Source organism: Leucobacter shiyiweii (assembly GCF_052446065.1).
Taxonomy (GTDB): domain Bacteria; phylum Actinomycetota; class Actinomycetes; order Actinomycetales; family Microbacteriaceae; genus Leucobacter.
On sequence record NZ_CM127080.1, the window covers coordinates 2,032,312 to 2,045,244 of the forward strand.

10 protein-coding genes are annotated in these 12,933 nt (G+C 61.8%); 3 read left to right on the forward strand and 7 right to left on the reverse strand.

Features of this window, described 5'->3' with window-relative positions; translation table 11 throughout:
* Nucleotides 1–26: 26 nt before the first annotated feature.
* Entirely contained in the window at nucleotides 27–743 is a 717-nt protein-coding gene (locus ACTNFJ_RS09470; protein WP_435906061.1) for an iron-dependent transcriptional repressor DtxR, read from the reverse strand.
* Between the two features lie 90 nt (nucleotides 744–833).
* Here ACTNFJ_RS09470 and serC point away from each other — a divergent pair, with 90 nt between their 5' ends.
* Nucleotides 834–1,952 carry a phosphoserine transaminase gene (gene serC, locus ACTNFJ_RS09475; RefSeq protein ID WP_435906062.1) on the forward strand — a complete coding sequence of 373 codons (1,119 nt, stop codon included), beginning with the start codon at nucleotides 834–836 and terminating at the stop codon, nucleotides 1,950–1,952.
* Nucleotides 1,953–2,037: 85 nt separating this feature from the next.
* On the opposite strand, the gene ACTNFJ_RS09480 is transcribed toward serC, so the two are convergent.
* From ACTNFJ_RS09480 to ACTNFJ_RS09505, 6 genes are all read right to left on the reverse strand, one after another.
* Nucleotides 2,038–2,940, reverse strand: coding sequence for a hypothetical protein (locus ACTNFJ_RS09480; RefSeq protein WP_435906063.1), 903 nt, complete (start codon nucleotides 2,938–2,940; stop codon nucleotides 2,038–2,040).
* Nucleotides 2,941–3,203: 263 nt separating this feature from the next.
* Nucleotides 3,204–4,115 (reverse strand): class C sortase, encoded by a 912-nt coding sequence (locus ACTNFJ_RS09485; RefSeq protein WP_435906064.1) that lies wholly within the window; start codon nucleotides 4,113–4,115, stop codon nucleotides 3,204–3,206.
* 87 nt (nucleotides 4,116–4,202) lie between these two features.
* Nucleotides 4,203–5,684 carry a SpaH/EbpB family LPXTG-anchored major pilin gene (locus ACTNFJ_RS09490; RefSeq protein ID WP_435906065.1) on the reverse strand — a complete coding sequence of 494 codons (1,482 nt, stop codon included), beginning with the start codon at nucleotides 5,682–5,684 and terminating at the stop codon, nucleotides 4,203–4,205.
* Nucleotides 5,685–5,812: 128 nt separating this feature from the next.
* The gene (locus ACTNFJ_RS09495; protein WP_435906066.1) at nucleotides 5,813–8,908 is read right to left on the reverse strand and encodes a SpaA isopeptide-forming pilin-related protein; all 3,096 of its coding nucleotides are present in this window, start codon (nucleotides 8,906–8,908) and stop codon (nucleotides 5,813–5,815) included.
* 844 nt (nucleotides 8,909–9,752) lie between these two features.
* A complete protein-coding gene (locus tag ACTNFJ_RS09500) occupies nucleotides 9,753–10,478 on the reverse strand; it encodes a DUF3027 domain-containing protein (protein WP_435906067.1) in 726 nt (241 codons plus the stop codon).
* Nucleotides 10,471–10,848 (reverse strand): cold-shock protein, encoded by a 378-nt coding sequence (locus tag ACTNFJ_RS09505; RefSeq protein WP_433645837.1) that lies wholly within the window; start codon nucleotides 10,846–10,848, stop codon nucleotides 10,471–10,473. Before ACTNFJ_RS09505 ends, ACTNFJ_RS09500 begins: the two co-directional genes overlap by 8 nt.
* 157 nt (nucleotides 10,849–11,005) lie before the next feature.
* Here ACTNFJ_RS09505 and ACTNFJ_RS09510 point away from each other — a divergent pair, with 157 nt between their 5' ends.
* Both ACTNFJ_RS09510 and ACTNFJ_RS09515 read left to right on the forward strand, forming a co-directional pair.
* On the forward strand, nucleotides 11,006–11,266 hold the full coding sequence (locus ACTNFJ_RS09510; protein WP_435906068.1) for a hypothetical protein: 261 nt from the start codon (nucleotides 11,006–11,008) through the stop codon (nucleotides 11,264–11,266).
* 15 nt (nucleotides 11,267–11,281) lie between these two features.
* Nucleotides 11,282–12,928 (forward strand): helicase-associated domain-containing protein, encoded by a 1,647-nt coding sequence (locus ACTNFJ_RS09515; RefSeq protein WP_435906069.1) that lies wholly within the window; start codon nucleotides 11,282–11,284, stop codon nucleotides 12,926–12,928.
* The last annotated feature ends 5 nt before the right edge of the window (nucleotides 12,929–12,933 follow it).

The following is a 12,933-nucleotide window of genomic DNA, read 5'->3' on the forward strand; positions in this document are numbered from 1 at the left end:
CCACCGCAACTGTCGGTTGGGTGGAATTACTGGGTAACGAAAATGTGAGCGGCGATCTCGCCCGGGAGGTCGAGGGCTAGGGCTTCGGGACCGGGATCCACCAGGGAATCTGGGAACACCGTGATCCTCACCAGCCCATCTATGTAGGCAAAGGTGGCCATCGCGCCTGGCTTGATGCCCGCCTGATCGAGAAGGCGCAGCAGCTCAGGGTCGACCTGCGCTGGCTCAGCTAGATTGCGGATCCGTGCAGTGACCGGCTCAGGGCCACTGGCAAACAACGAAACCGCGCTCTTCACGTCAGCCTGAAGGGGCATGACCGCACGGGAGCCGAGCTCTTCAAGACCCGGAATGGGGTTGCCGTAGGGCGATTCCGTGGGGTTGCCAAGAATACCGAGAAGCTTGCGCTCGACCTGTTCGCTGATCACGTGCTCCCAGCGACAGGCTTCTTCGTGGACGTACTCCCACTCGAGGCCAATGACATCTGCGAGAAGCCGCTCAGCAAGGCGGTGTTTGCGCATGACACGTACAGCTTTCGCACGTCCCGAGTCGGTCAGCTCAAGGTGCCGATCGCCACTCACCACAACGAGCCCGTCTCGTTCCATGCGGCCAATGGTCTGCGACACGGTCGGACCTGAGTGCCCCAGACGCTCTGAAATGCGCGCGCGCAAAGGCACGATGCCCTCTTCCTCGAGTTCGAGTATGGTGCGAAGGTACATCTCAGTCGTGTCAATGAGGTCAGTCATTGCCGCCTTTCCCATGCTGTGCCGCCCCTTAGTTTAGGCTATGGTCGCAAACCTGCTCGGCGAGTGCGGCGTGCGCAATAGAATTGCCGCATGGCTGAAATCACCATCCCCGCTGACCTCCTGCCCGCCGACGGTCGCTTTGGTTGCGGCCCCTCGAAGGTGAGAGACGAACAGCTTGCTTTCCTCGCCTCCCAGCAGCCGGGTGTGCTCGGCACCTCGCATCGCCAGACACCTGTCAAGAACCTCGTCGGAAGCCTGCGTGACGGACTCTCTGAACTGTTTCGTGCACCAGAAGGCTATGAGATCCTGCTGGCCAACGGAGGCGCCACGACATTCTGGGATTCGGCGGTTCACTCGCTCATCGAGCGCCGAAGCCAGCATCTTGCGTTCGGCGAGTTCGGCGCGAAATTTGGCAAGGCGGCTGCGGCAGCACCATTTCTTGAGGCGCCCGATGTGCGCTCGGCAGATGGTGGATCACGCTCCGAGGTTCTCCCCACTGAGGGGATCGATGTCTATGCATTCCCCCACAACGAAACGTCCACTGGTGTCATGGCCGAGGTGCGGCGCGTGCACGGCGACTCGGGAGCGCTGACCGTGGTTGACGCAACCAGCGGTGCGGGCGGGCTCGATTTCGATGCCACCGAGGTTGACGTCTACTACTTCTCCCCGCAGAAGAACTTTGCGAGCGACGGTGGCATCTGGTTTGCCCTGGTCTCGCCCGCAGCAATCGAGCGGATCGAGCGGGTCACCGCCTCTGGTCGTTACATCCCTGAAACGCTCAACCTCGCTGGCGCCATCGAGAACTCACGAAAGAACCAGACGCTGAATACGCCCGCCGTCGCGACGCTCGCGATGATGGACGAGCAGGTGCGGTGGATCAACGCGCAGGGTGGCCTGAGCTGGGCGGCCTCGCGCACGGCCGAGTCCTCGGCTGTCCTGTATGACTGGGCGGAGAAGACATCCATCGCGAATCCCTTCGTCACGAATCCCACCCACAGATCAAACGTCGTAGTGACGATCGATTTCGACGAGTCTGTCGACGCGGCGGCGATCTCGGCGGCGCTTCGCGCGAATGGCGTGGTTGATACCGACCCCTACCGGAAGCTCGGGCGCAACCAGTTACGTGTAGCGACGTTCACTGCCATCGAGCCCGACGACGTACGTGCGCTGACCGGCTGCATCGATTACGTTCTCGAGCGACTGGGGTAGACCGCGGATCACATCTGTTGTCACGCGTCTGCGGTTCGGCGTCCGACCCGCTTGAGGTCGGACGCCGAAGCGAGCGCGGCATTGCTCAGGAGTGGATGTGCGAATCATCCTCGGGAGCAATCACAGCGAGAGCGGAAGGCGCCACCCCGACATTGACCACCCGCGGCTCCGAATCACCGTCTCGTGAGAGTTCCACCACACGCTGCTCCGCCGGGTCAGAGATGTAGAGATGGTGCGCGGTCACGACAAGCTGTGGGGTCACACCCCCATGCCCTGCAGGTATCTCCCACGGAGCGATTACGGCGACGGTGTCGAGAATGGCAGAGCCATGAAGTGCGGGACACGTGTCAAAGGTCTCGATAAGTTCCCCGGCCTCGGTATAAGCAGCGACGCCGGACGCTGTCTCTTCGCCGGGAACGGTCATGAGAAGGCCATCGAATCGCGGAATGGCGACACCGTGGTGCGGCGCAACCGCCGTTTGGGTCATGAACGGCGCGGGAGAATCTCCCGTCAAGGAATGTTCGGTGAAGACTTTCGCGGCACCTTCACCGTCATAGAAAATAGCCACTTTGCCGTTGGCGTGTTCAACGTGGGTAGGAGTAACGCCAGAGGCTGCCACCGAGCTGGCGCTCGGCTCCTGCACCTGCAGATCCTCATGATCTCCATGGGAGACCATTTTGAGACCCGAATCGACAACCCACGTGTTGCCCGAGGTCATGTCAGTGACGACCACCTCACCGCTCGCACCAAGCGGGGTGAGAAACGGGGTTGTGCCCAGCGGAAAGCTTGCAAGCTCGTCGCCGTCAGCTGCGTCTCGCACAGTGACTCCGTCTGCACTCGAGATCACCAGGCGAACTGGTAACTCAGTTTCTTGATTGCTCGACTCGCTTGAGAGGTTCGTGTCGGTATTGGCTGCCGGCGCACAAGAGGTCACCCCGAGCGCCGTGAGGAGAAGAACTGAACCGACTATTGGTGTGTATTTTTTCATGATCACCACTATACATAATGATTACCATTCTCAATAAAGCCGACATGATTGAAGTCGTCATGACACAGTTCCTCACTGACAAAAACCGCCGGGTCCAAGTGCACTGAGGCATTCGGACCCGGCGGCGAGACGTGGCACGGGCGTTCGTTGCGAGCTGACGGGCTATGGACTCCGCCTGCGGGAACGGTGACGCGTCACCACTCTCTAGGCGGGGCGGTGGAAGTTATAGGGGGGACCTCCCACCGCCCCGGGCTTTGAAATTTCTATGTCGGAACGACCTCCTCGACGCGGCCCATCCGCCAGACATAGGCGGAGGCAATCAGGATCCCGCCGCCCAGCCCGACTGCCCACCAGGGGAAGCCGGGGACGTCCGGGTTCGCACCAGCTCGTTCGAGGTCTCCGATGGGAGTCGGGATGATCCGCTCCCCGGTTACAAGGATCCTGTGACTATTGATGCCCAATGGGGTGCAGGTGACGAGCGTCATAAGATCTTTGCCAAGTTGTGGGGTGAGTGTCTGAGTCTCGTCAGGTTGTACAACCTGGGTTGACACCACCCGATACGTGAGCACTTCCCCGAACACCTCGACGGTAAACGTGTCACCTATCTCAACGCGGTCGAGATGGTTGAACATCTCGGCGTTGGCGAGCCCGCGATGCGCGGTGAGCACCGAATGTTGCGAGACACCGCCTACGGGCAAGGAAGTTCCTTGCAGGTGCCCCACACCCCGCTCAAGCGTTTCATCTGCAGTGCCATGGAATATGGGAAGATCTACGTTGATGCTGGGTACCCTCAGACGAGCCATCGTGCCGTCGGCGTCGGCCCGCAACAACCCTTCGTAGTCGAGGTCGCTGCTCGCGGCACCGTCGCTGGTCGGAAGGTTGGAGTTCGGTGCCACAAGCGCACCGCCGACGAGCGCCTCGTTGTAGCTGCGAGCCTTCAGGATCTCGGCCTCGAGCCTGGTGGGCGATTCCTGTTTCAACGAGGTACCTACCGAGCTAATGATGAGGGACTGGTTGTACTGCGCAAACCAGCCAGCAATGTTCGGGTACATGAACACCAGGAGCCCGACCAGCGCAACGAGCGCCGTGAGAAACGCGAACCGCGGGAATCTCCAGGAACGCACCACCGCAACGGAGGATGACGCGTGCGGCCCCTGCGTTGCGGTGGTGCTCATGATGTCCCCCGGTCAATATGGTGTGAATTGAATTGTTGGGTGTGCGGTGGGGCGGGAGGGGTGTACCTCCCGCCCCGTTAACAGCGATTACTGCTCCGAAACGCCCTGCTTGCGCCGGGCCGTGGCGAGCCCGACACCACCTGCGGTGAGGAGCAGTGCGATACCGCCGATCATGAACGCGGCCGTTCCAGTCGAACCCGTCAGCGGCAGCCTCGGGGCGCCTTGCTGGGTGTTGTTAATCACCACTGGCACTACGGTGCTGGCCGCCCCGGCGTTCACGGTGACCTGCGTCCACGCGCCATCGCCCTCGGGAAGCACGTAGCCGGTTGGAGCCTTGGTCTCTTGCAGCCAGTACGTCTTTGAGAGTGTGTCGTTACTGCCGACCCAGAGTCCGTCGACCACGATTTCGCCGTTTGCGTCTGTGACGAGCGTGCCCGCCTCAGCAAGTGCTGGGCCGTTCTTCGTCTCGTGCAGCGTGAACTCCGCCCCTTGCAGGGTGTTGTTCGGGGCCACGGCAGCCTTCTTGATGACCTTGAGAGGGCCCCAATTGGTCTGCGGGTAGCCGGTCTCTCGCACGGAGTCATTGACGTTCACGATCGCGTGGTTCGGGATCAAGCCACCGGTCTCGCCTTCACCTAACGAGTCCACCGTGGTGGAGGCCTCGACGATGACGTTGTCGGCTCCTGCGAGCAAGGCGAGCCCCGCTGGTGTGAGCGTAATGACGACGTTGCCGCTGACTGAGTAGTGGGTGATGGGCACGAGCTCCGTGTCGTCGATTTTCACTACGGCTCCCGTGAGTGTCAGTCGTGGATCCAGCGTGTCGGTGATGACGAACTTGTTGTAGGTGCCGCCTGTACCGAGCTCTGGGATCGGCGCAGTGATGGTCCACACCACTGTTGAACCGATAACGACCCCATCGGGTGCAGCGACGGTCTTCTCTGGGTTCGTCGTGTTCAGCTTGTTCTTGGGGTAGACGTGCACGTCGTATAGCCACGTGCTGTCGCTCGCCTGTGGGTAAGGCACAGTCACCAGGAAGGGTTGAATTGGGGTGACAATCTGGTTCGGGCCTGCGCTCGTTTCTGTCACGAGATACATCCCGTACGGGAGGTTCGGAATGACCGCGATTCCGCCCGCGAGGGTAGTTGCTGTAGCTGTCGGCGGGGCAACTTTGCCAAAGCCATCTTGCGCACCCATCACTCGTGCGACTGTCGCGCTCTGCGCAGCATCCCAGCCAGCTGCGGTCGTCAGGTCGATCGCCGAGCCGTCGTAGGTGACTCGTTCGATACTGAACTGCACCCCCTCGAGGCCTGCACCGAGCGCCGCGATCTTCGCCGGATCGGTGATGACCTTCCCGTTGCCGGCTTCGCCCGGGTCGCCCGCGTGCTTGTGGATGGTGAGGGTGCCCGTGGTGCCGGTGATATTGGAGACGCTCGGCCCGACCACTGGTGCGTCGTGCTCATCAGCCGAGGCGGCACTGCTCAAGGTGACGGTGCCGATAAGCAGGAGAGCGGTGGCTCCCATTGCGGCGAGCGCACGCTTCGCGAACCTCCCGCGGTTTTCGTGATTCATGATCTTTTCCTCTCGTCGGGCGGCATCTTTGCGCGTCCGGTTCATGAGACTGGTGATGTGGTTGGTTATTGGTCGTTGCCCGGGATGTGGATCCCGGCCGGCGACTCCCCCGTGTCGCGTTGCTGTCGTCACATCACCTCCGGAGTTCGACGAAGACGATATGCATAGGTTGCCCCGAAGAGCAGAGCGAAGAGCGCGATACCTAGACCTGCAATGCTGAAAATGTCGGAGCCAAGGCCACCCGTGAGCGGCAGTGCAACTCCGGGTTGCTGCTCGTTCTCGAATTCGCCCTTGTCGATCACGGTTCCCGCGTTGAGCGCCTCAACAGTGAAGGTGAACTCCGCGCCGCCGATGTATCCCGGGGGCGCCTTCGTCTCGGTCACGGTGTAGCTACCCCAAGCGAGCTCTTCGAGCTCGAACTGGCCCGCTGCCGGGTCCACATCCGGGCCGAGGCACGGGGCACTGGTGCAGTCCACGATCGCAACTTCCGTGACGGCCGGTGCTGGGCCAACGATCTTCCATTCGGATCCGCCGAGCAGGTCACCGTTTACCGCATCAACCTTTGACCACGAGACCGCACCCGGAAGGGGTGTATTCGTTGCGTCACCCAGGTCGACAGTGGTGCCGCCGTTGGTCACATCAATGATGAACTCGAAGTAACCATCCCCGGAGTAACCGACAGGAGGCTTGGTCTCCGTCAGTGTGTAATCACCCCAGGGAAGATCCACTAGCTTGAACTGACCCGCGATCGGATCGTGGTCGAGGAATGCGCCCACCGCGCAGGGTGCGGAGATGCAGTCAACCACCACGGTGTCTGCGGGTACATTCGGCCCGGTCAGCGTCCACTCGGATCCGTCCAGTAGCTCCTCGGTATCAGCCGCGATCTTCGACCACGTGACGTCAGCTGGCAGCGGTGTCTCAGTGTTGGTAAATACACATGACTGCTTCGCTTCCCCTACCGTGAGACTCAGCGCTACCGATGCCTGATCACCTGAGACGACAACGGAGTCTGTCAGATCAACAGCGTTACAAACGACCTGTGTCAACGTCCAACCAGGCTTGATCGTCTCTGACAGGGTCACAGTGGCACTCTGGCCGGAGGGTTCGGTGAACCGCATACTCCATTTCGCGAGATGGTCGTTCGCGGGGCTGGTCGTTTGCGGCGTCGCCCCGAGCAGCGTGCCCGGGCTTTCCACTGCTTTCACCGCTCCGAAGCTCCAGTCGTCGACCAGCGTCGTCGTGTCGCCTGCAGCAGACACCGTGGTCTTGCTGACTTCAATCGGCACTTGGCAGGTGGCTGCTGTTGCGATGTCGCCAAGAATCCCCCCGAGGCTCTCCCAAGCCCCGACGAAGAAGTCTCCCGGGCCGGACACCGACCGCAAGTTGATCTCTCCGAGCGGATTTCCGATCGCGTTTCCTACCCCGACTGTCCATACAGAGATACCTTGGGCCTTGATTGCATTGGCAGAGAGCACCGCATTCTCAACCGAGTGGAACCTCACGTCATAGCTGGAACTGCTCGTTCGGCTGTAGTTCGGCGCCCCGTCGGTGATCATCATCGCGAGGTCGTACACTCCCGGGCTAGCCGCAGCGAGCGTTGCTGCCCGCTGGAACCCGTCATCCCAATTCGTGCCGGCAGCGTAGTTTCCGCCGTTAAGCACCCCATTCCTGAGGGTCGTGATTAAACCGGGACTGTCTGCAGACGTCAGACTGGCGATACCAAAGGTGTTGGGATTCGCTGCGGTAGCGTTGAACGTTACGACCGAGATGCGAGAGCCCGTCCCCTGTAACGATTCGATGAGCTGTTCCAAACCGTTCGCATAGTCAGTGCGCTGCGCCGCCGATATTGATGTCGAGAGATCAAGAATGAGCGCGACATCTAGACCAGCCACACAGTCAGGCACGAGCTGCGGGTTATTGAGAGCGTTAGTGGTTTTACCGATGCTCGTGGTTGCTCCGCTTCCCTCACGAGGAATCTGCTGAGTCTGACCAGCAGTGACAGTTGCCGTTCTCCCCGGGTAGGGGCTCGATGTGTCTACGGTTCCCAGGGGCCCGGTTGCAATGTGCTGAAGAGCGAATGTGCCAGCTCCTGCTGACTCCTCAACGACCCAGTAGGCATTCCCGTTCGCCGATGACGGAAGAGTCATCGTGCAGGATGTCGCAGGTGCTACACCAATCGTGCAGGTAGCCCAAGCATCGGGTATGGGCGAACCGACGGCGGAAGAGGTGCCCGTGTAGAGGCGGAACGTGGCACCAGCAAGATTCGATGTGGATCCGCGCAGAACCTCCTTGTTCACGGTGATCTTTGCGCAGTTTGAGGGCGGGTTCACGGTGACAGGTTCGACCCATGCCTGGATGTTCTTGTTTCCTGTCCATGATCGAATGTATCCCGTGGAACCAAGCGTTGACGGGCAACCCTGTTGGCCGACGAATTCCGAGCTGAGCGTGAGGCTCAGCACCATCGTGAATCCGCCGTCGGGTGACGACAGCGCGTTTGCGACAGGCACACAAGCGCCCGGATAATTCGCCGGGGAGGTATAGGTGCAGCGTTGCGTCGTGTAATTCTGCTGATTGCTGTTCTCGATGATGATCACCATGCCGCCCTGCGAACGATCCGGCTGCGGGACGAGTGTGGTGCCTGAAGCAGCACCCCAGCGTTCCGGTGCGACCGTGTACTCAATCGACCAGCCCTTGGCACCGGTTGCGCTTGGGCGGGTCCAAGTTGCGCCCAAGATCCAGTTCGAACCCGACTGTGTGAACGACGAAGCAAATGAGTCGATTTCCGTCGCTTCGGCCGGACTTCCGGAGGAATACCAGGTCAAAGGATCACTACTGTCGAAGCTCGGCTGGTAGGCACCCGTCGGTTCAGCACCTGGTGGTGCAGCAAGCAGGCCTATGTCTGGCGCACTGGATCTCGCAGACGACTGGGGCTCTTCGACCGGATCCTGGCCAGAAATGTGCAGCACGAGTGTTGATACAGCCGATTCTGGAGTCGATACAGCCGCAACGTCCGCCCAACTCGCACCTTCGACCTCATATCCGGCAGGGGCTGCCACGGGCTTGACCCTGAGGGTGTCCCCGACCACAACATCATGCGTGGCCGTGGGATCTCGACGATCCACTAGTTGTTTCACCAGAAACTGACCGGCGACCGGATCTAGATCCGCGCCCGCGTAGCCGTCCTGACCCACATTGTCGGCAACGTGGGCACTGATTGCGCTCATCCATTGACTGTCGGCCCCGTCATCAGCGAGCCCGTCGTTGCGTGGGCCCTGGAGCTCAATCGTCGTTCCCGCTACGAGAGCGTCCGCTTCGTCAGCGACACGCCAACGAACATACGGTGGTTCAGGTAGTGCAGTGGCGGACTCAACTGTTGGTTCTGCTACTGCGGGTGGAGCTGACTCTTGCACCGGAGCGGGTGGCGCTGGAACTGCTTGCGGTGCCGGCTGCTCGACGGGTGGCAGAGGCGGCGCAGGCACCGGCTCAACGGGCGGCACCGGAGGTGCGGGGTCGGGTTCAGCGGGCGGTGCGGGTTCGACAGGCGCCGGCGGAGCTGGTTCGGGCGTCGGCTCGGCGGGTGCTGTCGGTACCGATGGATCCGCCGGCGCCTCCTCCGCGAGAGCCGGGGCCGCCCCCAGCATAAGGAATGCACTCACGCTGAATATCGCTATGAGCTTTCGAGTGCGCTCTCTTGCTTTGCGCTGTATGTACACGATGTGCCCCCATGGCCTGGGAGCAACTGCACAGTGAACAGCCTCAAGTCACTGGTCGAAAGAAGAACAACCTCCGTGTTCGACCGTTTCGCTCGAGCGCGCCCCCCGTCGCAGCTGCTGCCGCATTGTTGGGGCCTGAACCTCGAAACCTTCATCGATGCCGTAACCCCGAATTCCCTCACAGGCTAGGAATCGAATGGGTCGGCAGACATCCGTGAGAATTACGTATCTTTTTGCACGTGCTACAAAAATGGATGATATACATCCGATTGTGGATCGAGCGAAGAGCGTCGGGTGGAAGAAATAACGCCCGGTCCCCTTCTGGGGTCCGGGCGTTATTTCTTATGAAGCTCGGCTACTCGTCTTCCGACGCATCACTTTCTTCGTCGGAATCTTCGTTCAGCTCATCTTCGTCGAGTTCGTCGTCGGACTCATCGTCGCCGTCCGAATCATCGTCTTCGTCGTCGCCCTCTTCGTCAATATCGACGCCGTCGATCTCATCATCGAAGTCACTGAAATCGTTCTCCAGCAAGTCATCCTCGGGATCGATTTCATCCTCATCGGCAAGCTCAGCTGCTGCTTCTTCTGCAGCGGCAGCCTCGTCGATTGCCTGGCGCGATTGCGTCTCTCGGTACTGCGCTAGTCGCTGCGACCACGGCACCCACTCCGGCGCGGTTACCGCGCCGGCGCCGGGAAGGAGCTCAACTTCGAGCACGTTAATGTCGGAATCTTCGTCAACACGAGCCAACGTCGCCGCCCAGCGCCACCCGGGGTAACCGGGAAGTCGGCATTCAAAGTACAGCGTCACTACATGCGCTTCGTGCGCCTCATGTCCGTCTTCCGAACCGATGGTTTGCGCGTCGGTGATCTCGGCGAGCGCGGCTCGCGCCTGGTCGCGCGCTGCGAGCAGCACCAAATCGGGCGCTATTTCCTCAACGGCACGCTCACCAGTGGAATCGGAGCCCTCAGTAGGAATTACGTATTCAGAATCCGCTTCATTCGCCTCAGATTCGAGGGGCTCGGCGGCGCGCCGTTCCGGGTCGTTTTGGTTTGCTGCGGTGCTCTCGCTCGCCTCAGACATCAAAGTCGTCCGCTACACGGCGCAACATGGTCGCAACCTGCCGCGCCTGCTGCCGCTCAGGGTATTGACCATGCTTCAAACGTTCGCCGAGCCCGTCGAGTAGCTTCACCAGGTCTTCGATGATGATGGCCATCTCATCGGCGGACTTGCGGTTGCGACGCGCCAGCTTCGGGGTGTCAATCACCCGCACCGAGAGCGCCTGCGGGCCGCGACGGCCTTCGGCAACGCTGAACTCCACGCGAGTACCCGCGACCACCTCGTGGTCTGCCGGGAGCACAGAATTGTGGAGGTATACCTGCTGCCCGTCGTCTCCCTGAATGAAGCCGAAGCCTTTTTCCTCGTCGTAGAACCTGACCTTGCCGTTCGGCATGACCCGCCCTTTCACTCTCAGCGCCTGGCCGCGTCTCTCGCGGGCGCGCTCACGCTCGATTTCAGGGCGAAGGGCCCCGATTCAATCCCCCCAGTCTACCCACCCAGGCTCTGTGCCCGCCGGTCACGGTCAGATGCCGGGCGGTAGAATACGAAGGATGTCTACAGACTCCAGCAAGTTTCCCGTCGTTGAGCGGCTGCTTGCCTATTCTTCACTCACGATTATCGCAGTCGCCGTCGCCGCGTACCTCACCACGCTCGTGGTGGCCATGGTCGGTGGCCGAGACGCGCTCGCCGCGAGCATGTGGCCGGTGGTGGTGTGGATCTCCTACGTGGGCCTTCCCATCGGGTTCATCCTTCTTATTGTCTTGCTGGTTCTCAATTTCAGTCGCCGAGGCTCACGCCGGGGCGAGAAGTAGCGGGGCACTGTAATCATGGGTGGCACACTTGCTCTGGCCGCGTCTATCGCACAGCTCAGTCGCATCGAGGTGCGCGGCTTGCTCGACGCACGACGGGTCCAGACCCCCGGGTCGCTGCACGACCCTCTGGGGCTAGCTATCGAGCTCCTGCGCCCCGAATCAGTGTCGCGCGCAATCGCGACGGTCGATCGCGTTGGCCTCCAAACGCTGCAGGCCCTCACCCAAGGCGAAGACTCACGTACCGATCCCGCGGCGCTCGACGCGCTGCGCTTGCAGGGCCTCGTTGGCCGTGACGAACACACCGGCGCGACGGTGCCTTTGCCCGAGGTTACCGAGGCAATTGAGCGCGCGTTGGGAGCCGAGGCGCTCTCTTCCTCCGATCCCACGGCTTCTCATCACCCTGCCGACACCTCCCGGTGGTTTGGCGAGGCTCTAACAGCTGTTCGGCGTGCTGCCGCGTTACTTCGGGTGCTTGCGTCGCAGCCGCCGCGCCTGAGCCGCAAGGGCGCCGTCACTGCAACTGCGGTGCGGAGCCTCGCCGAGAGCACGCACGGTGACGCGGCGAGCACCGGGCACTTGCTCTCAGTCTTGCAGCTTGCCAACCTGGTTGAGCCGATGGCTGCGGGCCGCCCCGGGAGTTCCACCGTTGTGCTCGTCACTTCGGAGCGCGCCACCGAATGGTTGGGTCAGCCGTACCCCGAACGGTGGCTCGATCTCGCTTGGGCATTCACACAAAAACTCGATCCGCAGGTGCGTCGCACCCTCGACCTTGCGTCAGGCGACCTAGAACTCGCAGCCGGAGCACTGCTCGCGCACGAGTACCCACTTCTGCCCGCGACCGCGCGCGATGCGGCGAGCGACTACGCCGCGACCGCCGAGGTGCTCGGCCTGACCACCCACGGGCAGCTCTCCCCTGCGGCCGTATGCCTCTTTGCGGGTGACCGGGCCGCCGCGCTTGAGGTCGCTACTCGAGACCTGCCCGAGCCCGTGGCCGGAGTATACGTGCAACCTGACCTCACGGTCGTGGTGCCCGGTCCGCTCGTCCCCGCCGACGAGCAAGCCCTGTCGGAGATCGCAGAAACCGAGCAGCTCGGCACCGCCGCCGTGATGCGGTTAACCCTGTTGTCACTGACCCGGGCGCTGCAGCAGGGGCAGAGCACCGCAGCTATCCGCGCGTTCCTGACCCGAGTCTCACTGACTGGCATTCCTCAACCGCTTGACTTCATGCTGACCGACCTCAACCGAGCGAGGTGGCCCGCAGATGCCCATATGCGTCCTGGCGATGCATGGATTTCTGACGGGCGAGCCCGAGCCACTGCGGCTCGCGATGCGGCGGCCGCAAATCCGCGAAGAGTCACTTCGGCCCCCACCTTTGAGACCACACGCGACGTAGCTGCAGAACTCGACGCGCTCGCGGATCGGGTGTTTGAGGCAACGCAGGCCGCCTCCGGGGCGGGCGATCTCAGTCGCAAGCTTGAGCTCGCGATTCGTGACAAGAGTCCCGTGCAGGTCACGGCTGCTGCGGGCAGTGATGAGCGCACCTTCACCCTGCTGCCCGTTGCCCTGACCGGTGGGCGGCTGCGTGCGACCGATCAGGTTGCGGGCGTCGAGCGAACATTGCCGCTGTCTGCGATCGTCGCGGTAGCACCGGTACCTGCGTAAACTGA